The organism is Mesorhizobium sp. WSM4828, from assembly GCF_055811175.1.
On record NZ_JBVVQK010000008.1, the window covers coordinates 1 to 25,698 of the forward strand.

The window sequence follows — 25,698 nt, forward strand, 5'->3', positions numbered from 1 at the left end:
AATCCTCCTTCGGCTTTCCCGCCGAAATAGAATCGAGCTTCGCCGCAAAGCGCAACCCAGATGTGTGAATGCGATAGGTATAGTGACGGGGAGAAGGACGCCTTTGCCAAGGACTTCGCCAATTTCCGGCGCTGCAAAAAGGGTGCCGAGGTCGCGGTTGGCCCTTTCTCCCCGTCACTATACGGGGAGAAATGCCCGGCAGGGCAATGAGGGGCGGCGCAAACCTAAGCGATTGCCTCTTTGCGCGTTGAACAGCGCGCGTCTAGCAGTGTTCCAAAACCCGTTGAAAAATCCTAGAGCCCGATCATTCCGATAGATCGGAATGGGGCTCTATCGTCTTGTTTGATCATGATCTTTTCCGAAAACCGGTTTCCACTTTTCGGGATCATGGTCTAAACCGGTGCGATGTCGAAGCGAATCGCCGGTCCCGAGATCGAACGCCTGATCCAGCTGCTGGCCAAGGTGCCGGGGCTCGGTCCGCGTTCGGCACGGCGCGCCGCGCTCCACCTCATCAAGAAGAAGGAGCAGCTGCTGGCGCCGCTCGCTGCCGCCATGGGCGAGGCGGTCGACAAGGTGCGCATCTGCTCGACCTGCGGCAATGTCGATACCTCGGATCCATGCATGATCTGCACCGACCCGCGCCGCGACCCCACTACGCTCATCGTCGTCGAGGACGTGGCCGACCTTTGGGCGCTGGAGCGGGCGACAGCCATGAACGTGCGCTACCATGTGCTCGGCGGTACGCTGTCGCCGCTCGACGGCATTGGTCCCGATGAGCTCAACATCCGTTCGCTGGTCGATCGCGTCGCCGGCGGCGAGGTCAAGGAAGTGATCCTCGCCGTCAACGCCACCGTCGAGGGCCAGACCACAGCGCACTACCTCACCGACCAGCTTTCCGGCTTCAACATCAAGGTGACGCGCCTGGCGCATGGCGTTCCGGTCGGCGGCGAGCTCGACTATCTCGACGAAGGCACGCTGGCCGCCGCACTGCGCTCGCGGACGGTGTTTTGAGGCGAGTTGCGGGGAAGGGTAGTTCTGAGATGATTGCCTTCTGTCGCGCCCCCCTCTGTCCTGCCGGACATCTCCCCCACGAGGGGGGAGATCGGACGTCACGCCGGCTTTCGCTAACCTTCAAAGCCGGAGAAAAGGCGCCGCCGTCAAAGCTGGCAATCTCCCCCCAGGTGGGGGAGATGTCCGGCAGGACAGAGGGGGGCGCGACAGAACGTCGGCTTTGCGGATTGGCGATCTTTCTCGCAGTCCTCTTTGCCTTCCTCCTCGCCACCCCGGCCTCCGCGGCAAAGATCGACGACCAGTTCCGCGCCTGGCTTGGCAACGACCTCTGGCCCGAAGCCAAGGCCAAAGGCATCTCCAGGAAAACCTTCGATGCCGCCTTCGACGGCGTCAAGCCGAACCTCAAGCTGCCCGACCTGGTGAAGCCGGGCGAGAAGGCGACGACGCCGCAGAAACAGCACCAGGCCGAATTCGGTTCGCCCGGCGCCTATTTCGCCGAAAAGATAGTCCGTGCGGTGACCGCCGGCGGCCGCACCCGCGAGGCGGCCAATGCGAGCACACTGGCCGCGATCGAGAAACGCTACGGCGTGCCCGGCGAAGTGCTGCTGGCGATCTGGGGCCGCGAGAGCGGCTTCGGCGCGGCGAAGATGCCTTATGACGCCTTCGAAGTGCTGGGTACCAAGGCGTTCATGTCGACCAAGAAGGAATTCTTCCGCACCGAGCTCCTGGCGGCGCTCGAGATCGTCGAGCGCGGGCTTGCCCCGGTCGGTGCGATGAAATCGTCCTGGGCCGGTGCGCTCGGCCAGCCGCAGTTCATGCCGACATCGTTCCTCAAGCATGCCGTCGATTTCGACGGCGACGGTCGCACCGACATCTGGAGTTCGACGCCCGACATACTGGCCTCGATCGCCAATTATCTCGTGCATTATGGCTGGGTCAGGGGCCGCGGCTGGGGCTTCGAGGTGACGGTGCCGGACAGCGTCTCGTGCTCGCTGGAAGGTCCCGACCAGGGCAAGAAAATTTCGCAATGGGCTGGTATGGGCATCAGGCGTGTGTCGGGAAAACCGTTTCCGGCGAGCGAACTGAAGGCCGAGGGCTTTCTTTTGATGCCGGCCGGGCGCAGCGGCCCGGCCTTCATCGTCACCCCCAATTTCTACGTGCTGAAGCAGTATAACACCAGCGATCTCTATGCCCTGTTCATCGGCCATGGTGCCGATCGCATCGCCCATGGCGACAGCAATTTCTCGGGCAATTGGGGCGCGGTCGGCGGGCTCTACCGCTCCGACATCGCCGCCCTGCAGCGGGCGCTGGAGGCCAAGGGCTACGATGTCGGCAGCGCCGACGGCCTGCCCGGCTTCAAGACGCGCCGCTCGATCGGCAAATGGCAGGCCAGCAACGGCCGTTCCGCCACCTGCTTTCCCGACGCCGAGATGGTTACCGCGCTGAAATAGCCGGGTTTTCGCACCGCCGGTCTGGCCCAATCGACGGTTCTGCAAATGCTCGTTGCCGCGCTCGAAACCGCCGGATATGGTGAACCGGAACTGCACAAAAAATTGCCAAGACAACGGTCCGGGGATCACCGTTCGACGCGGCAAGAAATGCCACAACCCTGAGCCGGGAACTCAGGTCAACAAAAACAGGGAACAGTTAATATGATGATGGAAAAGTTTGCTCTACGCTCCCGCTTCTTGCTCGCGGGCGCGGCCATGTCCGCGCTGCTTCTGGCCGGTGCGCCTGCCTTCGCGGTCACGCCCGCCGACACGCTGGTCGAGGGTTTCGCCATCGACGACATCATCTCCATGGATCCGGGCGAGGCATTCGAATTGTCGACCGCCGAGATCACCGGCAACACCTACGATCTCCTGGTGCGCCTCGACCTCAGCGACACCTCGAAGGTCAAAGGCGATCTCGCCGAAAGCTGGAGCGTCTCCGACGACGGCCTGACCTACACGTTCAAGCTCAAGCCCAGCCTCAAATTCGCCTCCGGCAATCCGATCACGGCGGCGGACGTCGCCTATTCGTTCGAGCGCGCCATCAAGCTCGACAAGAGCCCGGCCTTCATCATCGGCCAGTTCGGCATCGATGGCGGCAACGTCACCGAGAAGGCCAAGGCTGTTGATGATACGACGTTCCAGTTCACCGTCGACAAGGCCTATGCGCCGAGCTTCGTGCTGAACTGCCTGTCGGCGACGGTCGCCTCGGTCGTCGACGCCAAGCTGGTCAAGGAGCATGTCGCCGCGGTCACGCCGAGCGCCGACTACAAATGGGACAATGATTTCGGCAATGCCTGGCTGAAGACCGGCTATGCCGGCTCCGGCGCTTTCAAGCTGCGCGAATGGCGAGCCAACGAGGCCGTCGTCCTCGAGCGCAACGACAATTACAACGGTGAAAAGGCAAAGCTTGCCCGGGTCATCTATCGCAACATGAAGGAAAGCTCCGGCCAGCGCCTGGCGCTGGAAGCCGGCGACATCGACGTTGCCCGCAATCTCGAGCCGAACGATCTCGACGCGATCGCCAAGAATGCCGACCTCACCACCACCTCAGCGCCGAAGGGCACGGTCTTTTACATCAGCCTCAATCAGAAGAACCCGAATCTCGCCAAGCCCGAGGTTCGCCAGGCCTTCAAATATCTGGTCGACTACGACGCCTTGAGCTCGACCATCCTCAAGGGCATCGGCGAGATCCATCAGACCTTCCTGCCCAAGGGCGTGCTCGGCGAACTGGACGAGAACCCGTTCAAGCTCGACGTCGCCAAGGCCAAGGAACTGCTTGCCAAGGCGGGCCTCGCCGACGGCTTCAGCGTTACAATGGACGTGCGCACCGGGCAGCCGACGACGGGCATGGCGGAATCGATCCAGCAGACGCTGGGACAGGCCGGCATCAAGCTGGAGATCATCCCCGGCGACGGCAAGCAGACGCTGACCAAATACCGCGCCCGCAACCACGACATCTATATCGGCCAGTGGGGCCAGGACTATTTCGACCCGAACTCCAACGCCCAGACCTTCGCCAGCAACCCCGACAATTCGGATGAAGGCAAGACCAAGACGCTGGCCTGGCGCAACGCCTGGGACATTCCGGACCTGACCAAGCAGACGGAAGCGGCCCTGCTCGAGAAGGACGCGGCAAAGCGCGCCGCAATGTACCAGGATCTTCAGAAGAAGATCCTCGACACCAGCCCCTTCGTCATCATCCACCAGCAGCTGGAAGTGGCCGGCCTGCGCAAGAACCTCAAGGGCTTTGCACTCGGCCCGAGCTTCGACACCAACTTCGTCGGCCCCGTCTCGAAGGAGTGACGGCGGCGGACGCGCCGTATGAGTGTGGCTGAAAGCGAAGTGACGGCAGGGCGCGGCGGCGCCCGCGCCGTTGCCGTGGCCTCATCGATCGCCCGGTTCCTGGTCATCGCGATAACGACTTATCTCGGTCTGCTCGCCGTGACCTTTTTCATCGGCCGCGTGATCCCGATCGACCCGGTGCTGGCGGTGCTCGGCGACCGGGCGCCGGCCAATGTCGTCGAACGCACGCGCCGCGAAATGGGCCTCGACCTGCCGCTGGTCGAGCAGTTCTACATCTATGTCAAACATGCGCTGAACGGTGATTTCGGCACCTCGGTGCTGACCACCAATCCGGTGATGACCGATATTCGCCGCGCCTTTCCCGCGACGCTCGAACTGGCGACACTGGGGACACTGATCGGTTCGGTGATCGGCGTGCCGCTCGGCGTGCTGGCCGCGGTGCGGCGCGGCAGCATCATCGACCAGGTCGTGCGCATCATCGGCCTTGTCGGCTATTCCGTGCCGATCTTCTGGCTGGGGCTGCTGGCGCTGGTGCTGTTCTACGCCAAGCTGCAATGGGTCGCCTTTCCCGGCCGCCTCGACGTCGTCTACGAATACACGTTCACGCCGATTACCGGCTTTTACCTGCTGGATGCACTCTGGCAGCGGCAGTGGGACGTATTTGCCGATGCCTTCCGCCACATCATCCTGCCTGCCTCGCTGCTCGGCTATTTCTCGCTCGCCTACATCAGCCGCATGACGCGCTCCTTCATGCTGAACGAACTCACCCAGGAATACATCGTTGCGGCGCGCGCCAAGGGCCTGTCGGAAACGCGCATCATCTGGGGCCATGCGCTGCGCAACGCCGCGGTGCCGATGGTTACGGTGATCGCTCTGTCCTATGCCGGGCTGCTGGAAGGCTCGGTGCTGACCGAGACGGTGTTTTCGTGGCCGGGCATCGGCCTCTACATCACCAACTCGCTGCAGAACGCCGACATGAACGCCGTGCTTGGCGGAACCATCATCATCGGCTCGGTCTTCATCGGCATCAATCTTTTGTCCGACCTGCTCTACCGGGTGCTCGACCCAAGGACCAAGGCAGCATGAGGACCAAGGCAGGATGAGCGCAGAAGCGATTCAAACCCGCCGCGACTGGCTGCTCAGCGAGCGGCCGGCGTCGCGCGTGCAGGCAAGGCTCGGCCGCGCCTATGTGGCCTGGCGGCGCTTCTCCGCCAACCGGCTGGCGTTTCTCGGCCTGCTCATCATCATCGCCTTGTTGTTGGTCGCAGCCTTCGCCGATGTGCTGGCGCCCTATTCGCCGACATTCGGCGACCTCAAGGGCTCGCGGCTGCTGGCGCCAAGTGCGGCGCACTGGTTCGGCACCGACGATCTCGGCCGCGATATCTATTCGCGCATCATCTTCGGCTCGCGCTGGACACTATACGTCGTTGTTCTGGTTGCCATCATCGCCGCGCCCATCGGCCTGCTGGTTGGCACCGTCGCCGGTTACTCCGGCGGCTGGACCGATGCGATCCTGATGCGCATCACCGACATCTTTCTCGCCTTTCCGAAGCTGATCCTGGCGCTGGCCTTCGTCGCCGCACTCGGCCCTGGCATCGAAAACGCCGTGCTTGCTATCGCCATCACCTCGTGGCCGCCCTATGCCCGCATCGCGCGCGCCGAAACGCTGACGGTGCGCAATTCCGATTACATCAAGGCCGTTCAACTGATGGGCGCCTCGCCGTTCCGCATCGTGCTTCGCCACATCATGCCGCTCTGCATCTCCTCGCTGATCATCAGGGTGACGCTCGACATGGCCGGCATCATCCTGACCGCCGCCGGCCTCGGCTTCCTCGGCCTCGGCGCGCAGCCGCCGCTGCCTGAATGGGGCGCGATGATCGCATCGGGCCGCCGCTTCGTGCTCGATCAGTGGTGGGTTGCAGGCGCGCCGGGCTTTGCCATCCTCATCGTCAGCCTCGGCTTCAACCTGCTCGGCGACGGCCTGCGCGACGCGCTCGATCCCCGAAGCGGCGACCAATGAGCACACTTCTCGAAGTCGACGACCTGCGCGTCACCTTCCCGACGCGCACCGGCCTGATCGAGGCGGTGCGCGGCGTTTCGTTCTCGCTCGGCCGCGAGCGGCTCGGCATCGTCGGCGAGAGCGGTTCGGGCAAGTCGCAGACCGGCCGCGCCATCATGGGCGTCACCCCGCCGCAGGCCGAGGTGACCGCGAAGACGCTCGCTTTTGACGGCATCGACCTGCTGGCCGCCTCGCCGCGCGAGCGCCGCGCGCTGCGCGGCAAGCGTATCGCCATGATCCTGCAGGATCCGAAATATTCGCTCGACCCGGTGATGAGCATCGGCCGCCAGATCGTCGAGACGCTGCGTACGCATGAGAAGGTCTCCAGGGCCGAAGCCCGCGACCGCGCGCTGGCCATGCTGGAGGCTGTGCAGATCCGCGATCCGGCCCGTGTCTTCGACCTGCATCCGCACGAGGTTTCCGGCGGCATGGGCCAGCGCGCCATGATCGCCATGATGCTGATCGCCGGGCCTGAAATGATGATCGCCGACGAGCCGACCTCGGCGCTCGACGTCACCGTGCAGCTCGACGTGCTCGGCATCCTCGACCGGCTCGTCAGCGAGCGCGGCATGGGGCTGATCTTCATCTCGCACGACCTGCGCCTGGTCTCGTCTTTCTGCGATCGTGTCATCGTCATGTATGCCGGCAAGGTGGTCGAACAGCTCAAGGCCTCCGAGCTCGGCCGTGCCCAGCATCCCTATACGCGCGGCCTGCTCAACTGCATGCCCAAGATCGGCGCCGACCGCCACCCGCTGCCGGTACTCGACCGCAAGCCGGAGTGGGCGGCATGACGGCAGCCCTTTCCGTCGACAGGCTGGAGGTGATGTTCGACCGCTTCCGCGCGCTGAAAGGCGTCAGCCTCGAGGTGCAATCCGGTGAATCGTTCGGCCTCGTCGGCGAGTCCGGCTCCGGCAAGTCGACGCTGCTCAGGGCAATCGCCGGCCTGGCGCCCGCCGCATCGGGCACTATTGCCGTCAACGGCAAAACGCTCGGCGCGCGCCGCGACAAGGCGTTTTACCGCGAGGTGCAGATGGTGTTCCAGGACCCGTACGGCTCGCTGCACCCGCGCCAGACCGTCGACCGCCTGCTGCAGGAGCCGCTCGCCATTCACGGCTTTGCCGACGGCGAAAAGCGCATCCAGCGGGCGCTGGACGAGGTCGGCCTGGGCACCGGTTTCCGGTTCCGCTATTCGCATCAATTGTCGGGCGGCCAGCGCCAGCGCGTGGCGATCGCCCGTGCCCTGATCCTGGAACCGTCGATCCTGCTGCTCGACGAGCCGACCTCTGCGCTCGACGCTTCGGTGCAGGCGGAGGTGCTGAACCTGCTGGAGGAGATCCGGCGGCGGCGCAAGCTGGCCTTCCTGATGGTCAGCCACGACCTAGCCATCATCACCCACATGTGCGAGCGGCTGATGGTGATGCAGAACGGCGAAGCGGTCGAGCACCTCACCGCCGGCGATCTCGTCGAGCGCCGCGTCACCGAGGACTACACGCGCAATCTGCTTCGGGCGAGCGAAGGATTTGTCAGGACGGCATGAGCGGCGGGCGTTCGGCTGCCGACACCGGCATCGGCAGGCCCAATCGCCCGGCGATGCTGCCAACTTGAGGAAAACCTGAAATAAGCTCAGAAGAGTCTCGACAGCCATCAAACGAGAGCGGGCGCCGGCCCGGTGAGGGATACGATGACAAATTCAGCCATTTCCGAACGCAAGAGCCAGTCGATTTCGCGCGGCGTCGGCATGACCACGCAGATCTATGCCGATCGCGCCGAAAACTCGGAGATCTGGGATGTGGAAGGCCGCCGCTACATCGATTTCTCGTCCGGCATCGCTGTCGTCAACACCGGCCACCGTCATCCGAAGGTGATCGAAGCGGTCAAGGCGCAGCTCGACCGCTTCACCCACACCTGCTACCAGGTCGTGCCCTATGAGAGCTATATCAGGCTGGCCGAACGGCTGAACGGCATGCTGCCCGGCAAGTTCGACAAGAAGACGATTTTCGTCACCACCGGCGCCGAGGCGGTGGAGAATGCCATCAAGATTGCCCGCAACGCCACCGGCCGGCCGGCGGTCATCGCTTTTTCCGGCGGCTTTCACGGCCGCACCTTCATGGGCATGGCGCTGACCGGCAAGGTCGTGCCCTACAAGGTGGGCTTCGGCGCCATGCCGGCGGATGTCTTCCATGCGCCGTTCCCGGTGGCGCTGCACGGCGTGTCGGTCGCTGATTCGCTGGCTGCGCTCGACCGGCTGTTCAAGGCCGACGTCGATCCGGCCCGCGTCGCCGCGATCATCGTCGAGCCGGTGCAGGGCGAGGGCGGCTTCTACGAGGCGCCACGCGACTTCGTGACCGCATTGCGCAAGATCTGCGACCAGCACGGCATGCTGCTGATCGCCGACGAGGTGCAGACCGGCTTTGCCCGCACCGGCAAGATGTTCGCCATGGACCACCATGAGGTGGCAGCCGACATCACCACCATGGCCAAGAGCCTGGCCGGTGGCTTCCCGCTGGCGGCGGTCACCGGGCGTGCCGAGATCATGGATGCGCCGAACCCCGGCGGGCTCGGCGGCACCTATGGCGGCAGCCCGATCGGCGTTGCCGCGGCGCATGCCGTGCTTGACGTCATCGACGAAGAGAAGCTCTGCGACCGCGCCAACACGCTGGGCAACCGTCTGAAGCAGCGCCTGCAATCGATCCGCGACGAAGCGCCGGAGATCGTCGATATCAGAGGCCCCGGCTTCATGAACGCGGTCGAGTTCAACGATGTTAAGAAGGGCTTGCCGTCGCCGGAACTCGCCAATGCGGTCCGGCTGAAGGCGCTCGACAAGGGCCTGATCCTGCTCACCTGCGGCGTCTACGGCAACGTCATCCGCTTCCTCGCGCCGATCACCATCCAGGATGGCGTCATGAACGAGGCGCTCGACATCCTGGAAAGCTCGATCCGCGAAGCCCGCGTCGCCTAGAGCTATCCCGCCGCTCTTGCAGGCTCTGCCTGCTCGAAGGCGGCGAGCGCCGCCTTCAGCCCGTCGGCCCCGGCCGCGACAGTCTGCGGCGACGGCGAAAAGCCGGCGCCGAGCATCTTGCGGCCAAGCATATGGTCGCCCGGCCGATTGACCGACTCGATGCCAAGTAGCCGGCTTCCGGCGTAGTGGTAGATCGAGAATTTGTTCTCGGCCACGTCGCCCAGCACGACATGGCTGTCGCCGCCCGAAATCAGGCCGACCATCTGCAGCTTCATGTCGCCGATATCGGACCAGAACCACGGCACCGCCGAATAATTTTCGGCATGGCCGACGATGGTCCGAGCGGCGAGCCGCGCCTGGTCTGTGGCGTTCTGCACCGATTCCAGCCGCACCTCGCCGCCGGTGAACCAGTGCCGGTAGGAGGCGGCGTCGCCGATAGCGAGGATTTCCGGCACCGATGTACGCATCTGCTGGTCGACGCGGATGCCGTTGGCGATGGCAATGCCGGCGGCTTCGGCCAATTCGACATTCGGCACGACGCCGATGCCGATGACGACCATCTGCGCCGGCAATTTTTCGCCGGATGAGGTGATTGCAGCCGAAACACGGCCGTTCTCGCCCTCCAGCCGTTCGATGGTGGTGCCGGTAAGGATGCGCACACCGGTGGCTTCCAGCCGCTGGCGCACATGGCCGGCGATGACCGGCGCCACGGCGCGGCCGAGCAGCCGGTCGACCGCTTCGACCACGGTGACCTTACGGCCGGCCGCGGTGAGCGTCGCGGCAATCTCCAGGCCGATGAAGCCGCCGCCGAGGATGACGACCTCCTCGCTCTGCGCGCTCAATTCGCGGATCAGGCGGGCATCGCCGAGCGAGCGCAGCGACACAACGCCGGAAAGCTCCGAACCCGGCAGCGGCAGCAGGCGCGGCCGCGCGCCGGTGGCGAGGATCAGCCGCTCGAACGGCAACACGCCGCCGCCCGATATCTCCAGCCTGCGGCCGCCTACATCGATGCGCTCGATCCGGATGCCTGGCCGGTAGTCGATGGCGCTGCCGGTATAAAAAGCCTCGCCGCGCAACGGCTGCGGCTTTGCTTGCTGATCCTTGATGAAGGTCTTCGACAGCGGCGGCTTGTGGTAGGGCAATTCGTTTTCATCGCCGACCAGGATCACCGGGGCATCATAGCCCTCTTCGCGCAGGCTGGCGGCCGCTTGCACGCCCGCATGACCCGCACCGACAATGACGACCCCGTTCTTCATAACAGCCCGATTCCTCATCCAAATCTAGGACGTCCCGCCAAGTGGCGATTGTCCGGCGCCGCCGCAAGAGCGCCGATCCGGGTCGCACCCGGAACGGCCGCCTGTCAACTGCGTCATGCGCCGGCATTCCTCATACGTCGGTGTTAAAGTTGACAGTTCTAGTTTAGAATAATTCTAAACTGTTGTTTCAATTGAATTTTTTCTCCGCCGCCAGTTGACATCCGGCGTCTTCGCCGTTTTATGGAAGCTCGCGCGTCAGCGCATCCCTTTGATGTCTGGGCCTTGAACCCTTTCGATTGGAGGCATTTCGGTGTCTTTCTTCCGCGAACCGCGCGATGGCGCGACCCTTCTTTGCCCGCTGGCAGCTGCCCGCCGCGGCGCCGGTATTTCATTGATTCCCGAGGAGAGACAGTCATGAGAACGATGATCACGGCACGGTATGGCGGCAGGCTAGCGGCGATCGGCGCCACCGCGATGCTTACAGCAGCGGTGTTCGTGCTGCCGGCGAAGGCGCAAACCGATGCCAAGGCGGTCATCAAGACTTATTCCGATATTGCGCTCGCCAAATACGAGGATTCGCTGATCACCGCCGAAGCGCTCGACAAGGCCGTCGACGCGCTGCTCGCCAAGCCATCCGCCGAAACGCTGAACGCCGCGCGCGAGGCCTGGAAGGCGTCGCGCGTTCCCTATCAGCAGACCGAAGTCTATCGCTTCGGCAATGCCATCGTCGACGACTGGGAAGGCAAGGTGAACTCCTGGCCGCTCGACGAGGGCTTGATCGACTATGTCGCCAAGAGCTACGGCACCGAGTCGGACGCCAACGCGCTCTATACCGCCAATGTGATCGCCAACAAGTCGATCGAGATCAACGGCAAGAAGGTCGACGCCGCCAATCTGACGCCGGAGTTCCTCTCCGGCACGCTGCAGGAAGCCGGCGGTATCGAGGCCAATGTGGCGACCGGCTATCACGCCATCGAATTCCTGCTTTGGGGGCAAGACCTGCACGGCACCGGCCCGGGCGCCGGCGGGCGGCCCTACACCGATTACGACCTCACCAATTGCACCGGCGGCAATTGCGACCGCCGGGCGCAGTACCTGAAATCGGCGAGCGACCTTCTGGTTTCCGATCTAAAGGATATGGTCGACGACTGGAAGGAAGGCGGCGCCGCCCGCAAGAACCTTGTCGATGGCGAGCCGAACGCCGCCATTTCGATCATCTTCACCGGCATGGGGTCGCTGTCCTATGGCGAGCTCGCCGGCGAGCGGATGAAGCTCGGCCTCTTGCTGCACGATCCGGAAGAGGAGCACGATTGCTTCTCCGACAACACCTACAACTCCCATCTTTATGACGCGATCGGCATCCGTGCCGCCTATCACGGCAGCTACACGCGGCTTGACGGCACGGTCGTCGAGGGGCCGTCGGTGGCCGACATGGTCAGGCAAGCCGATCCGGCGATCGACAAGGAATTGTCGGCTAAGCTGGACGTCACCGTCGCCAAGATGGAGGCCATCAAGGCGCGGGCACTTGCCGGCGAGGCCTATGACCAGCAGATCGGAGAAGGCAACACGGAAGGCAATGCCACCGTGCAGGCGGCGATCGACGCGCTGGTCGATCAGACCAAGTCGATCGAACGCGCCGTCGGTACCCTGAAGCTCAATGCCATAGCCTTCGAGGGCTCGGACAGCCTCGACTCACCGGACAAGGTGTTCCAGTAAACTTCGAACCACCAGCCACGCGGCGCAACGAAGCGCCGTCAGCCAGAGCGACAAATGCTGATCTGCCATTGCAACATCATCACCGAAAAGGAGATAGAGCAGACGATCGTCGGACTGCTGGATGAGGACCCCTGGCAGCTTATCGTGCCGGCGAAGGTCTATCATGCCATGCACAAGCGCGGTCGCTGTTGCGGCTGCTTCCCAAATGTGGTCGAAACGATCATTCGGGTCACCGAAAATTACCATGCCCGCTCGGCGGCGAGCGGCGTGGACATCGTTTCACACCTGGATCGCGTCAGAGGCCTGCGCGTCCAATACGGGAGCAGAACCCATGAAAGGCGAACAGCAGATCATAGAGCGGCTTAACGAGGCTCTGTTTCTGGAACTTGGGGCGGTCAATCAATACTGGGTGCATTTCCGGCTGCTGGAAGACTGGGGATACGCCAAGCTGGCGAAGAAGGAACGCGCTGAATCGATCGAGGAAATGCACCATGCCGACCGGCTCGTGGCGCGCATCATCTTCCTCGAGGGCCATCCGAACCTGCAGTCCGTGGCGCCGCTGCGCATCGGGCAGAATGTCAAGGAAGTGCTCGAATCCGATCTTGCCGGCGAATATGACGCGCGCACCGCCTACAAGCGTTCGCGCGAGGTTTGCAACGAAGCAGGCGACTACGTGACGATGAAGCTGTTCGAGGAATTGCTGGCTGACGAGGAAGGTCACATCGACTTCCTCGAGACGCAACTCGACCTGCTCGCCTCGATCGGCGAGGAAAAATACGGCCAACTCAACGCGGCATCGGCCGACGAGGCGGAATAAGGATATGCGGGAATGCGGCGCCCCCTAGAGTTCATGCGCCGCTTGCGGCCGGCCGAAGGTTGCGGCCTGCCGCCTCAGAAGAAGCTGCGATACGGTATCCTTCGCGGCGCCTTTCTTGCCGTGGTGGCGACGCTCACGGCCTCGGCGCTGGCCGGGGCGCCGCAACCGGCGGGGCTTGCCACCAGCCGCACCGATCTGACGCCGAAGGATCTGGCGCGCGTCATCGCCATCACCAGGCCGACCGGCGATTTCTCCAAGCCCGAGCAATTCGAGCTGATGCAGGGCGGCGCCGGCACCTCGAAGAAGGACGTCAACAAGGACGCCTTCTCGCAATCCTCCGCCAACATCAGCTTCGAGGAAGAGGGCACCTTCAAGCTCGGCAACGCCATTTTCCGCAAGAACTGGGTGTCGTCGCCATCCTCGACACAGGCCTCGGATGGGCTCGGTCCGCTGTTCAACGAGCGCGCCTGCCAGAACTGCCATCTGAAGGACGGCCGCGGCCATCCGCCCGAAGGCGACAGCGGCACCACCTCGATGTTCCTGCGCCTGGCAAGGGAAGCCAGTACCGGTGAGGAGAAAGCCGCGCTCGCCGATCACAAGGTGCTCAACTTCCCCGACCCGGTCTACGGCACGCAATTGCAGGAATTGGCGGTACCCGGCCTGCAGGGCGAAGGCAGGATGCATGTCGATTATCAGGAGCAAAAAGTAAAACTGGCGGACGGCAGCACGGTGTCGCTGCGCAAGCCGAGCTATTCGGTCGAGGGTCTCGCCTACGGGCCGCTCGATCCACACACCACGCTGTCGCCGCGCATGACGCCGCCGATGATCGGCCTTGGCCTGGTCGAGCAGATCGCTCCTGCCGACATCCTTGCGCGTGCCGATGCGACCGACCGCGATGGTGACGGGATTTCCGGCAGGCCCAATATAATTCGCGACGGCAGCAGCGGTGAACTGACGCTCGGCCGTTTCGGCTGGAAGGCGCAGGCGGCATCGATCCGCCAGCAATCGGCGGACGCTTTTGCCGGCGATATCGGTATTTCGACGCCTGAGGTGCCGAAGCACTGGGGCGATTGCAGCGCCGCGGAAAAGACCTGCCTTGCCCTACCCAACGGTGTGCAAGAGCGCCTCGGTCCGGTTGAAGCTCCACCGCCGGTCATGGACCTCGTGACCTTCTATTCGCAAAACCTTGCCGTGCCGGCTCGGCGCGATCTCGACAGCCCGGACGTGCTCGCCGGCAAAAAACTGTTCTACGATATGGGCTGCATCTCCTGCCATACGCCGAAATTCGTCACCCGTCGCGGCACCCCGAACAAGGCGCAGGCCTTCCAGCTGATCTGGCCTTATTCCGATTTCCTGCTGCATGACATGGGACCCGGTCTTGCCGACGGACAGGCGGTGGGCGAGGCCACCGGAAGCGAATGGCGCACGCCGCCGCTGTGGGGCATCGGGCTCACCCAGACCGTCAGCGGCAACATCTTCTTCCTGCATGACGGGCGCGCACGCAGCCTGGCCGAGGCAATCCTGTGGCATGGCGGCGAGGGCCAGAAGGCGCGTGACCGCTTTGCCGCTGCCGAAGCGGCCGACCGCGCCGCGCTGATCAAGTTCCTGGAGTCGCTCTGATGCGGAAGCGTCTTGCACTCGCTCTGATGCTGGTCCTCGCCGGTGCGCTGCCGGCATCCGCGGCGGTGAAGGCTTCGGATGTGATCCAGCGGGCGATCGACGGCTTCATCCGCCCGGCCTATGCCAGGCTGCATGACCATGCGGACAGCTTGACCGAGGCAATGCACACGCTTTGCCAGACGCCCTTGCAAGACAATCTCGATGCGGCGCGCGCCGAATTCTCGGGTGTCGTGGATGCCTGGTCGGTGGTGGAAATCATCCGTTTCGGGCCGATCGCGGAAAACAACCGGCTTGAGCGCATGCTGTTTTGGCCGGACCGCAAGAGCATCGGCCTGAAGCAGGTGCAGGCAGCACTTGCCGGTAAGGATCCGACCGCCGCCGATCTGGCCCAGCTGGCGACAAAGAGCGTCGCCATGCAAGGGCTCGGCGCACTGGAATTCGTCCTCTACGGCGACGGCGCCGGTCAATTGGCCGGCAGGGACGACGCCTATCGCTGCGCCTACGGTGCGGCCATCGCCGGCAATGTCGAGGCAATCGCCGGCGAGGTCAGCGACGCCTGGAACAAGCCCGACGGCTTTGCCGCGTTCTGGGCCAATCCCGGTCCGCAGAACGCGCTCTACCACAACGGCACTGAAGCGGTGACGGAACTGGTCGGCGTCTTCATCAACGAACTGGAAATGGTCCGCGACGTACGCCTGAAGGGCTTCCTGGGTGCCAAGCCGGAGGCCGATAAACCGAAACAGGCGATCTATTGGCGCTCGCAAAACACCGCCCGCTCGCTGACCGGGAATCTGGCGGGCATGGACGCGCTGTTCCAGGCCTCGCAGCTTGGCGACGCGCTGCCGCCCGATGCGCGCTGGATGGCGGAATCGGTTCACATCCAGCTCACCAACGGGATCGAGGCGGCCAAGGCGATCAGAGGACCGATCGACAAGGCACTTGCCGATCCGGCGCTGCGCCGGAAGCTCGACTATTTCTCACTGGTGACATCCAGCCTGACGACCCTGATCGGCACCAGGCTGACCACCGAATTCGGCCTGACCGCCGGGTTCTCGTCTCTGGATGGCGACTGATCATGAGGACGCCGCTGATCGATCGGCGCGATTTCCTGAGGGCCGCGGGCGCTGGTCTCGTCGCGGCGATGGCGCCGTCGGCATGGGCAAAGACACTCGACGCCGAGGCGGTCTTCGCCACCGCTTTCGTCAAGCGCGACGGCAGCTATGGCGCGGCCGTCCTGTCCGAGGCCGGCAAGTTGTTGCACACGATCGATCTGCCCCATCGAGGCCACGACGTTACCTTCGACCCGGTGGCTAAGCGCTCGGTGGTGTTTGCCAGGCAGCCGGGCACCTTTGCTGTCGTCTTCGACCATACCGGCCGCGATGAACCGCGCACCATTGCCAGCGTTGCCGGCCGGCATTTCTTCGGCCACGGCGTGTTCTCGGCCGACGGTGCGCTGCTTTACGCAACCGAGAACGATTTCGACAATGCCGCCGGCGTCGTCGGCGTCTATGACGCGCATGCGAAATTCAAGCGCATCGGCGAGTTCCCGACCTACGGCACGGGCCCGCACGAGCTTTTGCTGCTTTCCGATGGCAGGACGATTGCTGTGGCCAATGGCGGCATCGAGACGCATCCGGATTATGGCCGCGCCGAGCTCAACATCGCAACGATGAAGCCTTCCTATGTTCTGGTCGACCGCCTTACCGGCGATCTCATCGAAAAGCACGAATTGCCGCCGGCCCTGCACCAACTGTCGATCCGCCATATGGATGCCGACCGCTCCGGCACCGTCTGGTTCGGCTGTCAGTACAGGGGGCCGGGTACCGATCGTCCCCCGCTGGTCGGCCGCGCGGCGCGCGGCATGGACTTGAAATTGCTCGACATGTCGCAGGACGTGCTCTCCGGCTTCAGGAACTATATCGGCTCGGTCGCCGCCAATCCTGCCGCCGGCACCATCGCCGTGTCTTCGCCTGAAGGGAATTCGCTTGCCGTGATCGACGCGGCCAGCGGCCGCATCGTCGCCACCAAGGTGCTGGTCGAGGTCTGCGGCGTTGCACCCGATGCGGAAAGTTTCATGGCGACGACCGGCGCCGGCGAAATCGTCGAGGCCGGTGGCTCGATACGTTCCGAGCCGGACTATGTCTGGGACAATCACGTGGTGCGTATCGAGCAGGTCGGCTAAGTCCCGATACTTATTGTGGCGATTGCGTGCGTTGAAACTTACATTTTGGCCCGCGCCGAAGCCAGGGCGCCTGACGATTTATCCATTATTCCCTTGCGGGGATCAGCCCTGGCGGGCAGAGGGAACTTGTTTCGAAACTGTCTCAACCGGCCGCTTCATGAAATTGCTTGCCATCGACTGTGCCGCCAATCTCTGCGCCGCCTGCGTCTACGACGCGGCGGCCGGGAAAGAGCTCGGCCGTTCGGTGCACGATCTCGGTAAGGGCCATGCTGAGCATCTAATGGGTGTCATCGAAGGGGCATTGAAGGCGGCGGGAACGGAATTTACCGGCCTCGGCGCCATTGCCGTTTCCACCGGTCCGGGCTCCTTCACCGGTCTGCGCGTCGGCGTCTCGGCGGCGCGCGGCCTTGCGCTGGCGCTGAAAATCCCGGCGATCGGCGTGACGACTCTGGAAGCACTGGCGGCGCAAGCGAGAGTAACGTTTCCCGGCCGCGCCGTTCTCGCCGCGCTCGATGCAGGGCGCGAGGAAATCCATGCGGCACTTTACGATGAAGCATCCGTTTTGATTTACGGTCCCTCGGTGACCACGCTCTCGCAAGCCGCCGCCATCGCGGTCGACTGCTCTGCGGTTCTTGCCGGCACCGCGACGTCGCAAATTGCCGCCTCGGTCGGGCGCGCTTTTGACACCGGCCCGGTAGGGGCCACCGCCGACATCGCCGTCTATGCCCGGCTGGCGACTGCTAAAGACGATGGTGAAAAGCCGAAGCCGTTGTATTTGCGCGGCGCGGACGCCAAGCCGCAGGCCGGCTTTGTTTTGTCGAGGCAAAAAAACTGATGCGCATTCCCTTCCTCCAGCCGCGTCGCAGGGACTACGCGATCGAGCCGCTGACGATTGCCGACAGCACGGCAATGTCGGTGCTGCATCGCGAGGATTTCGCGCGGCCGTGGACCGACGACGAATTCGCCGCGCTGCTCGAGCAGGACACGGTGTTCGGCTATGCCGCGCGCGAGACCGGACAGGGCGCCAAGCCGCCGGTCGGCTTTGTGCTGGCGCGGCTGGCGGCCGGCGAGGGGGAGATCCTGACGGTCGCGGTGGCACGCTCGCATCGGCGCCGGGGGCTCGGCTGGCAATTGATGGATGCGGTGCTGCGTGAACTGCACGCACAGCGCGCCGAGGCGCTTTTCCTCGAGGTCGACGAGATCAATGTCGCCGCGATTGCGCTCTACCGGCGGCTCGGCTTCCGCGAGGTCGGCAAGCGCGCCAACTATTACAAGTCGCCGGAACACGGCCCGACCGGCGCGCTTGTTATGCGCCGCGATCTTCGCTAGCCAAACGCCGGGGTGGTGCGGATGATCGGAAAAATCAGGATTTTCCTGGCGCTTGGGTTGGTTGTCGTCGGCTCCTTGGTGCTTGTGCCGCTGCAGGTCCTGTCGATGAAGACCGGGTTCTGGCGCGAGACCTTCATCCTGAAGATCTGGCACAGGATGATCGTCAGGGCGCTGGGGCTGCGCATCCATGTCAAGGGGGCGCTGTCCGGCCAGCGCCCATTGCTGGTTGCCGCCAACCACATCTCCTGGACCGACATCATGGTGCTGGGGTCGATGGTCGACGTGACGTTCATCGCCAGGGCCGACATGGCCGGCTGGCCGCTGATCGGCATGCTGTCGAAGCTGCAGCGCACCGTCTTCATCGAACGTGAGCGCAAACGTTCATCGGGCGACCAGGCGAGCGAGATCGCCGCCCGCATGGCCAAGGGCGACGCCATGGTGCTGTTCGCCGAAGGCTCGACCGGCGACGGCAACATGATCCTGCCGTTCAAGAGCACGCTGTTCGGCGCCGCGACAATGGCGATTGCTGAAGGGGCGGCCGAACAGGTCTTCATCCAGCCGGTGGCGATCGTCTATACGCGCCTGCATGGCGTGCCGCTCGGCCGCCGGCATCGGCCGGTTGCCGCCTGGATTGGCGATGAGGAGCTGATGCCGCACCTCAAGGTGCTGATGGCTGAGGGCGCCCTCGACGTCGAGGTGCATTTTGGCGAGGCGATTGCTTTCTCCAAGGGCTCCAGCCGCAAGGAGACGGCAAAGCAGATGGAACGCCAGGTGCGCGAGATGGTGCAGGCAGCGCTCGCCGAACCGCGCCCAAGCCGGTAGTCTGCGCAGGTTCCGGCCAGATTCGTCTGTTTTTTGTCAGGGAAAGGCGCTAGAAGCCGCGAAATGGAATTGAACACGATAGAACGCGACGACATCGGCGCTGCCGCCGAAGACCTGGTCGTTCCGGCTGCCGCGACCAGGAAGGTCTTCGTCAAGACCTATGGCTGCCAGATGAATGTCTACGATTCGCAGCGCATGACCGACGCTCTGGCGGCCGACGGGTATGCCGCGACAGACGCCATCGGCGAGGCCGATCTGGTGCTGCTCAACACCTGCCACATCCGCGAGAAAGCGGCGGAAAAGGTCTATTCCGAACTTGGGCGCATCCGTGAGTTGAAGGCGGAACGTGCCAAGACCGGGCGCGAAATGCTGGTCGGGGTCGCCGGCTGCGTGGCGCAGGCCGAGGGTGCCGAGATCATCCGCCGCTCGCCGGCCGTCGATCTGGTCATCGGCCCGCAGACCTACCACCGGCTGCCCGGTGTGCTGGCGAGGGCGCGGAGCGGCGAAAAGATCGTCGAGACCGACTATGCCGTCGAGGACAAGTTCGAGCATCTGCCGCAGCCAAAGCGCGCCGAACTGATAAGGCGCGGCGTGACCGCGTTCTTGACCGTTCAGGAAGGCTGCGACAAGTTCTGCACCTTCTGTGTCGTGCCCTATACGCGCGGCTCGGAAGTCTCGCGGCCGGTGGCACAGATCGTCGCCGAGGCCGAGCGCCTGGCGGATGCCGGCGTGCGCGAGGTGACGCTGCTCGGCCAAAATGTCAACGCCTGGCACGGAAGAGGCGAAGACGGCGAGGAATGGGGCCTTGGCCGGCTGCTGTTCAGGCTGGCGGAGATTCCAGGTCTGGCGCGGCTGCGCTACACGACCAGCCATCCGCGCGACATGGACGATGAATTGATCGCCGCCCATCGTGATTTGCCTACTCTGATGCCCTATCTACATTTACCGGTGCAATCCGGCTCCGACCGCATACTCAAGGCGATGAACCGCAGGCATATGGCCAAGGACTATCTGACGTTGATCGACCGCATCCGTGCCGCACGGAACGACATCGCACTGTCGGGCGATTTTATCGTTGGCTTTCCCGGTGAGACGGAAGCGGATTTCGAGGCGACGATGCAGTTGGTCGAAGACGTCAACTATGCCTCGGCCTTCTCGTTCAAATATTCTCCGCGCCCCGGCACGCCGGGCGCCGAGATGGGCGACCACGTGCCGGAGGCCGTCAAGGACGAGCGCCTGCAGCGGCTGCAGGCGCTGCTTCTGAAACAGCAGCAGGATTTCGGCGCAAGCCTGGTCGGCAGGACTATCGACACGCTGATCGAAAAGCCCGGGCGCCAGGCCGGCCAGAAGGTTGGCCGCTCGCCTTGGCTGCAGCCAGTTATTGTTGATGAAAAGGCCGGCGAAATCGGTGACATTATCCAGGTACGAATCACGAAGACGGGCTACAACAGCCTGTTCGCCGAATTGGCCTGAAGGCCTCGGCAGATGAGGAGAGACGGTTGAGCGCTGCTGAAGTCAAGAACCTGCCCCAGAATCTACCCTCCGGGGCCTCGGATATGGCGCACATCGTACTGACTTTCGACAATAACAAGCTTGCCAGCGCCCTCTACGGCCAGTTCGACGAGAATCTGGCCAGGCTCGAGCAGAAGCTCGGCGTCGACATCCGCTCGCGCGGCAATCAATTGACCATCAAGGGCTCCTCTTCGGCCGCTGAGCAGGCGCGCCGTGCCTTGGACAATCTTTACGGCATCCTGCAGAAAGGCACCGATATCGGCCAGTCCGATGTCGACGGCGCGGTACGCATGGCGATCGCCTCCGACGACCAGCTGACGCTGCCGACGCTGGAGCGCAAGGGCAAGGTGTCCGCCGCACAGATATCGACGCGCAAGAAGACCATCTATGCCCGCTCGCTCAACCAGGACGCCTATATGCGCGCGCTGGAGCGGTCGGAACTCGTCTTCGGCATCGGCCCGGCCGGCACCGGAAAGACCTATCTGGCGGTGGCGCATGCGGCAATGCTGCTCGAACGCGGCATGGTCGAACGCATCGTGCTGTCGCGCCCCGCGGTCGAGGCCGGTGAACGGCTTGGCTTTCTGCCGGGCGACATGAAGGAGAAGGTCGATCCCTATCTGCGGCCGCTCTATGATGCGCTCTACGACATGATGCCGGCCGACAAGGTCGAGCGGGCGATTGCCGCCGAGGTCATCGAGATCGCGCCGCTGGCATTCATGCGCGGCCGTACACTGGCGCACGCCGCCGTCATCCTCGACGAGGCGCAGAACACCACACCGATGCAGATGAAGATGTTCCTGACCCGGCTCGGCGAGAACTCGCGCATGATCGTCACCGGTGATCCGACCCAGATCGATCTGCCGCCGAACACCAAGTCCGGCCTGGTCGAGGCGTTGAGAATCCTCGACGGCGTCACCGGCATGGTGACCGTACGCTTCAATGAAGGCGACGTCGTCAGGCATCCGCTGGTCGCCGAGATCGTCAAGGCCTACGACCGTGACGGCAAGCTGGCCAGGGGCTTGGGTGTCGAAAGCTGATATGATTATGCGGCCGCATGGCTGAGGAGCAAAAGGCGGGGGGACTGCTTCCCGTCGAAATCGATATCGCGATCGAGGCGGGCGACTGGCCCGACGAGGCGGCGCTGATGCAGCTTGTCGACCGTGCCGTCTCGGCCGCCTTTGCCGAAACCGGTGCGGACGGCCGTTCCGAGCTCAGCATAGTCTTTTCCGACGATGCCCATATCCGTACGCTCAATGCCGGCTGGCGCGGCAAGGACAAGCCGACCAACGTCCTGTCTTTCCCGGCTTTTCCGTTTGCCAGGGGCGGGCCTCTGCCGCCGATGCTCGGCGACATCGTCCTGGCCGCCGAGACTGTCGCGCGCGAGGCGGCACTGGAAGACAAGCCAGTCGAGGACCATATCTCCCATCTCGTCATCCATGGCCTGCTGCATTTGCTCGGCTATGATCACGAAACGGATGCCGAAGCTGAACTGATGGAAGCGACAGAGCGCGCAGCACTTGCGAGGCTTGCCATTCCCGATCCCTACACGTAATTACAAAAGACCAATTGACCGGACGATGATGAACGACAAACCAGAGACTGCCGCCCGCTCCGACGCCGGCAGTGCGATCAAGCCTTCCGAAACGACGGAAGAGGGCTCGAGTCCGAGTACCACGACCGGCAGCTTCGCCAGCGAGGCATCGCCTGCCGGTCCTTCCCTGTTCGATCGCGTGCTCGGGCTTTTCAGGCACCGCAACGGCACCAGCCTGCGCGAGGAGATTGCCGGTGCGCTCGCCGAAACGGCGAGCGATGCAGAATCCTTCTCGCCCGGCGAACGCGCCATGCTCAACAACATCCTGCGCCTGCGCGAAGTGCGCGTCGAGGACGTCATGGTGCCGCGCGCCGACATCGAGGCGGTCGAGATCACGACGAAGCTCGGCGACCTTCTGGGGCTGTTCGAACAGTCCGGACACTCCCGCATGCCGGTGTATTCGGAGACGCTCGACGACCCGCGCGGCATGGTTCATATCCGCGACGTGCTGGCGCACATCACCAAGGTCGCCCGCGTCAGAAAGGGCAGGACGACCAGGAAAACCCCGGTCGCGACGGTTCTCGATCTCGCCCAGGTCGATCTGGCGCGCACCATCGGCGATCTCAACCTGATCCGACCGGTGCTGTTCGTGCCGCCGTCGATGCTCGCCTCCGACCTGATGGGGCGGATGCAGACGACGCGCACCCAGATGGCGCTGGTTATCGACGAATATGGCGGCACCGATGGTCTCGTCTCGCTCGAGGACATCGTCGAGATGGTGGTCGGCGACATCGAGGACGAGCACGACGAGGACGAGCCGATGATTACCCAGGCCGGCGAAGGCGTCTTCATCGTCGACGGCAAGGCCGAGATCGACGACGTCGCCAAGATGATCGGCGAGGATTTCGCTGCCGGCGAGCATGGCGAATATGTCGACACGATCGGCGGCATGATCTTCAACACGCTTGGCCGGGTGCCGGCGCGCGGCGAAGTGGTGCAGGCCATACCCGGCTTCGAGTTCCATGTGCTCGACGCCGATCCGCGCCGCGTCAAGCGCGTGCGCATCGTCGAGACCCTGAAGGGCGAGCGGCGCCGCCGCGCCGTCCGCACCGAGCAGGCTTAGGGTTTGTTTGGAGCCAAGCCCGCGGCCTGATAAATCTTGCTTCCTGATTCGCACGACTCGGAAGCATTGATGGAGCGCCAGGCCGGCCGGATAATTCTGCTTTGGGGCTGGCGGCGCGCGCTGGTGGCGTTTCTTGCCGGGGCGCTGGCGGTTCTTGCCCAGGCGCCTTACGATTTCTTCGCCGTCTGCTTCGTTTCGTTCCCGCTGCTGGTGTGGCTCCTCGATGGCGCGACCAGCGAAGCCTCGGACGGTTTTCTGCGGCGCTTGCGGCCGGCTTTCGCCACCGGCTGGTGGTTCGGTTTCGGCTACTTTCTTGCCGGTCTCTGGTGGGTCGGCTCGGCGCTTCTGGTCGAGGCCGACAGCTTTGCCTGGGCTTTGCCGTTCGCGGTGGTCGGCATCCCCCTCGCGCTGGCCTTCTTTTACGGTTTCGCTGCCGTGGTTGCCCGGCTGTTGTGGAGCAACGACATTGGCCGCATCGCCGCGCTGGCCTTCGGCTTTGCGCTGGCGGAATGGCTGCGCGGCTTTCTGTTCACCGGCTTTCCGTGGAATGCCGTCGGCTATGCGGCGATGCCGGTGCCTTTGCTGATGCAGAGCGTCTCGGTGACCGGCATGGTCGGCATGAACGCGCTTGCGGTCTTCGTCTTCGCGCTGCCGGCCCTGCTCGCGGCGCGCCGGCATCTTCGCCTCGGCGCGGCATTGCTTGTCGTTCTCGTCGCCGCCCATGCCGGCTTCGGCTATATCCGGCTCGCCGCCCCCGAAAAGCCGGCTGCCCGCAGCCTCGACGTCCGTATCGTGCAGCCTGCCGTCGACCTCACGGAAAAATGGGATGCCTCGGTGCGTGACCGCATCTTCGCCACCATGATGGGGCTTTCGGCCAAGGCGCCGGAACCCGGCCATGACAGGCCGCAATTGATCCTGTGGCCGGAGACGTCCGTGCCGTTTCTGTTCACCGAACGTCCGGATGCCCTGCCTGCGATCGGAGAGATGCTTGGCGATGGCCAGATGCTGGTCGCTGGCGTCGTTCGCGAGGAAGGCGGCTCGGCGGCCGGCAGCCGTTACTACAACTCTGTGGTGGCGATCGACGAAAGGGGCGAAATCGTCGATGCCGTCGACAAGGTTCACCTGGTACCCTTCGGCGAATACCTGCCTTTCGCCGATCTGCTCGGCCGCTTCGGGCTTGAGCAGCTTGTTGCCGGTCCGATGACCTTCGCGGCGGGCAATGACCGGCACCCGATCGCGCTGCCCGGCGGTATCCGGGCGCTGCCGTTTATTTGCTATGAGGTCATCTTTCCCGATCTCGTCGCGGTTGACGCAACGGCAGCCGAGCTTATTGTGAACGTCACCAATGACGCCTGGTTCGGCGACACGCCGGGGCCGTACCAGCACTTCAGGCAGGCGCAGATCCGGGCGGTGGAGAATGGGGTACCCCTGTTGCGCGCGGCTAATAACGGCATTTCGGCCGTTGTCGACCCGCGCGGTCGCATCGTCGACGCGCTGGCAATCGATGCACGCGGCGCCATCGATGTGCGTGTGCCGATCTCCAACCAAGCCATCGTTTCCTCCAGCCAACGACGCATTAACGGAATGCTGATCATGTTTTTGCTTGCCGTTGCGGCATGCATTTTGAACGTAAGGCAAAGGCTACGGGCGAATTGACAGCCGACACATTAGAAACTCATACTGTAAGCGCCTGAAAATTTTCGAAGTCGATAAGGTCGTTCTGTTGGGGCACGGGCCGCGGCGTCGTTTGGGCAGCAAAATAGAAAAAGCCGGATAAATTCGGCGAGGAAAAAATGACAGAAGAAAACAAGAAAAAGCCGAATCCGATCGACATCCACGTCGGAAGCCGCATCCGGCTTCGCCGCAATATGCTGGGAATGAGCCAGGAAAAACTGGGCGAAAACCTCGGCATAACGTTCCAGCAGATCCAAAAGTACGAAAAGGGCACCAATCGCGTCGGCGCCAGCCGTCTGCAGGCAATCGCCTCCATACTCGGCGTGCCCGTCGCCTTCTTCTTCGAGGATGCGCCCGGTCAGGAGCCCGCGGGCACCCGTGGATTTGCCGAGGATGCGTCGATGACCTCTGCCGTCGAATTCTGCGGCAGCCCGGAAGGGCTCCAGCTGAACCGCGCCTTCGTCAAGATCGCCGACGTGAAAGTGCGCCGCAAGATCATCGAGCTGGTGAAGTCGCTCTCCGCCGACGAGGTCGATTGACCGGCCCGTGAAGAGATTGACTGGCCCGTGAAGTAGCTGGGCATGCAATTTCTCGCCGCTGCACGTATCGAGGGATGTGTATTCCGCAGATACGCTAAAGCGCGGATCGATTTCGCTCGACACGCTTCCTCGAAGCCGTTTTCCTCAGTCTGTTGGTGCAAGGGCTGATCGCAGTGCGCCCTGCCGCCGTCTCGGGATGCAAAGATAATAACGTCAAAATTCACACCAGAACGGCTGCATGGCTTGACGAGC

Annotated in this window: 24 protein-coding genes; 23 read left to right on the forward strand and 1 reads right to left on the reverse strand. The window is 63.7% G+C overall.

Translation table 11 applies throughout. The features are described 5' to 3' along the window. The first annotated feature begins 405 nt into the window (after positions 1-405). From recR to AC0L2X_RS11480, 8 genes are all read left to right on the forward strand, one after another. Positions 406-1,011: a recombination mediator RecR gene (recR, locus tag AC0L2X_RS11445; protein WP_473556422.1), complete on the forward strand. Its 606-nt coding sequence runs from the start codon at positions 406-408 to the stop codon at positions 1,009-1,011. Between the two features lie 179 nt (positions 1,012-1,190). Beyond that, positions 1,191-2,462, forward strand: a complete 1,272-nt coding sequence (locus AC0L2X_RS11450; protein WP_473556421.1) for a lytic murein transglycosylase — start codon at positions 1,191-1,193, stop codon at positions 2,460-2,462. A 201-nt stretch (positions 2,463-2,663) separates the two neighbouring features. Continuing rightward, entirely contained in the window at positions 2,664-4,307 is a 1,644-nt protein-coding gene (locus AC0L2X_RS11455; protein ID WP_473556418.1) for an ABC transporter substrate-binding protein, read from the forward strand. Between the two features lie 18 nt (positions 4,308-4,325). Next, positions 4,326-5,393 carry an ABC transporter permease gene (locus AC0L2X_RS11460; RefSeq protein ID WP_473556416.1) on the forward strand — a complete coding sequence of 356 codons (1,068 nt, stop codon included), beginning with the start codon at positions 4,326-4,328 and terminating at the stop codon, positions 5,391-5,393. Positions 5,394-5,406: 13 nt separating this feature from the next. Further along, positions 5,407-6,327, forward strand: coding sequence for a nickel transporter permease (nikC, locus tag AC0L2X_RS11465; protein ID WP_473556413.1), 921 nt, complete (start codon positions 5,407-5,409; stop codon positions 6,325-6,327). Then, positions 6,324-7,157 (forward strand): ABC transporter ATP-binding protein, encoded by an 834-nt coding sequence (locus AC0L2X_RS11470; RefSeq protein WP_352664307.1) that lies wholly within the window; start codon positions 6,324-6,326, stop codon positions 7,155-7,157. Before nikC ends, AC0L2X_RS11470 begins: the two co-directional genes overlap by 4 nt. Beyond that, entirely contained in the window at positions 7,154-7,903 is a 750-nt protein-coding gene (locus AC0L2X_RS11475) for an ABC transporter ATP-binding protein (protein WP_473556410.1), read from the forward strand. The genes AC0L2X_RS11470 and AC0L2X_RS11475 overlap by 4 nt, the downstream gene beginning before the upstream one ends. A 144-nt stretch (positions 7,904-8,047) precedes the next feature. Further along, positions 8,048-9,325: a 4-aminobutyrate--2-oxoglutarate transaminase gene (locus tag AC0L2X_RS11480; protein WP_473599825.1), complete on the forward strand. Its 1,278-nt coding sequence runs from the start codon at positions 8,048-8,050 to the stop codon at positions 9,323-9,325. A gap of 2 nt (positions 9,326-9,327) precedes the next feature. Here the strand turns inward: AC0L2X_RS11480 and AC0L2X_RS11485 are convergent, their stop codons facing one another. After that, positions 9,328-10,581, reverse strand: a complete 1,254-nt coding sequence (locus AC0L2X_RS11485) for an NAD(P)/FAD-dependent oxidoreductase (protein WP_473556405.1) — start codon at positions 10,579-10,581, stop codon at positions 9,328-9,330. Between the two features lie 423 nt (positions 10,582-11,004). Here AC0L2X_RS11485 and AC0L2X_RS11490 point away from each other — a divergent pair, with 423 nt between their 5' ends. The 15 genes from AC0L2X_RS11490 to AC0L2X_RS11560 all read left to right on the forward strand — a co-directional run bounded on the left by AC0L2X_RS11490 (position 11,005) and on the right by AC0L2X_RS11560 (position 25,446). Further along, the gene (locus AC0L2X_RS11490) at positions 11,005-12,297 is read left to right on the forward strand and encodes an imelysin family protein (RefSeq protein WP_473556449.1); all 1,293 of its coding nucleotides are present in this window, start codon (positions 11,005-11,007) and stop codon (positions 12,295-12,297) included. 54 nt (positions 12,298-12,351) lie between these two features. Beyond that, a complete protein-coding gene (locus AC0L2X_RS11495; RefSeq protein ID WP_023676882.1) occupies positions 12,352-12,663 on the forward strand; it encodes a (2Fe-2S)-binding protein in 312 nt (103 codons plus the stop codon). After that, positions 12,629-13,114: a bacterioferritin gene (bfr, locus tag AC0L2X_RS11500; RefSeq protein ID WP_023676883.1), complete on the forward strand. Its 486-nt coding sequence runs from the start codon at positions 12,629-12,631 to the stop codon at positions 13,112-13,114. Before AC0L2X_RS11495 ends, bfr begins: the two co-directional genes overlap by 35 nt. 12 nt (positions 13,115-13,126) lie before the next feature. Beyond that, positions 13,127-14,734, forward strand: coding sequence for a di-heme oxidoreductase family protein (locus AC0L2X_RS11505; protein WP_473556402.1), 1,608 nt, complete (start codon positions 13,127-13,129; stop codon positions 14,732-14,734). Further along, complete coding sequence (locus AC0L2X_RS11510) at positions 14,734-15,807, forward strand: imelysin family protein (protein WP_473556398.1); 1,074 nt, start codon at positions 14,734-14,736, stop codon at positions 15,805-15,807. The genes AC0L2X_RS11505 and AC0L2X_RS11510 overlap by 1 nt, the downstream gene beginning before the upstream one ends. Positions 15,808-15,809: 2 nt before the next feature. Further along, the gene (locus AC0L2X_RS11515; protein WP_473599826.1) at positions 15,810-16,916 is read left to right on the forward strand and encodes a DUF1513 domain-containing protein; all 1,107 of its coding nucleotides are present in this window, start codon (positions 15,810-15,812) and stop codon (positions 16,914-16,916) included. A 157-nt stretch (positions 16,917-17,073) separates the two neighbouring features. Then, a complete protein-coding gene (tsaB, locus tag AC0L2X_RS11520; protein WP_352566256.1) occupies positions 17,074-17,751 on the forward strand; it encodes a tRNA (adenosine(37)-N6)-threonylcarbamoyltransferase complex dimerization subunit type 1 TsaB in 678 nt (225 codons plus the stop codon). Next, positions 17,751-18,245 (forward strand): ribosomal protein S18-alanine N-acetyltransferase, encoded by a 495-nt coding sequence (gene rimI / locus AC0L2X_RS11525; protein WP_473556394.1) that lies wholly within the window; start codon positions 17,751-17,753, stop codon positions 18,243-18,245. Before tsaB ends, rimI begins: the two co-directional genes overlap by 1 nt. Positions 18,246-18,266: 21 nt before the next feature. Continuing rightward, positions 18,267-19,067 (forward strand): lyso-ornithine lipid O-acyltransferase, encoded by an 801-nt coding sequence (olsA, locus tag AC0L2X_RS11530; protein ID WP_473556392.1) that lies wholly within the window; start codon positions 18,267-18,269, stop codon positions 19,065-19,067. 63 nt (positions 19,068-19,130) lie between these two features. Continuing rightward, positions 19,131-20,540, forward strand: a complete 1,410-nt coding sequence (miaB, locus tag AC0L2X_RS11535) for a tRNA (N6-isopentenyl adenosine(37)-C2)-methylthiotransferase MiaB (protein ID WP_473556390.1) — start codon at positions 19,131-19,133, stop codon at positions 20,538-20,540. Between the two features lie 83 nt (positions 20,541-20,623). Further along, complete coding sequence (locus AC0L2X_RS11540) at positions 20,624-21,616, forward strand: PhoH family protein (protein ID WP_473556448.1); 993 nt, start codon at positions 20,624-20,626, stop codon at positions 21,614-21,616. A gap of 17 nt (positions 21,617-21,633) precedes the next feature. After that, positions 21,634-22,131 carry an rRNA maturation RNase YbeY gene (ybeY, locus tag AC0L2X_RS11545; protein WP_352664285.1) on the forward strand — a complete coding sequence of 166 codons (498 nt, stop codon included), beginning with the start codon at positions 21,634-21,636 and terminating at the stop codon, positions 22,129-22,131. 28 nt (positions 22,132-22,159) lie between these two features. Then, positions 22,160-23,233, forward strand: a complete 1,074-nt coding sequence (locus AC0L2X_RS11550) for a hemolysin family protein (protein ID WP_254816261.1) — start codon at positions 22,160-22,162, stop codon at positions 23,231-23,233. A gap of 69 nt (positions 23,234-23,302) precedes the next feature. Then, positions 23,303-24,889 carry an apolipoprotein N-acyltransferase gene (lnt, locus tag AC0L2X_RS11555; protein ID WP_473556386.1) on the forward strand — a complete coding sequence of 529 codons (1,587 nt, stop codon included), beginning with the start codon at positions 23,303-23,305 and terminating at the stop codon, positions 24,887-24,889. A 137-nt stretch (positions 24,890-25,026) separates the two neighbouring features. Then, entirely contained in the window at positions 25,027-25,446 is a 420-nt protein-coding gene (locus AC0L2X_RS11560) for a helix-turn-helix domain-containing protein (RefSeq protein ID WP_352488149.1), read from the forward strand. Positions 25,447-25,698: the final 252 nt, after the last annotated feature.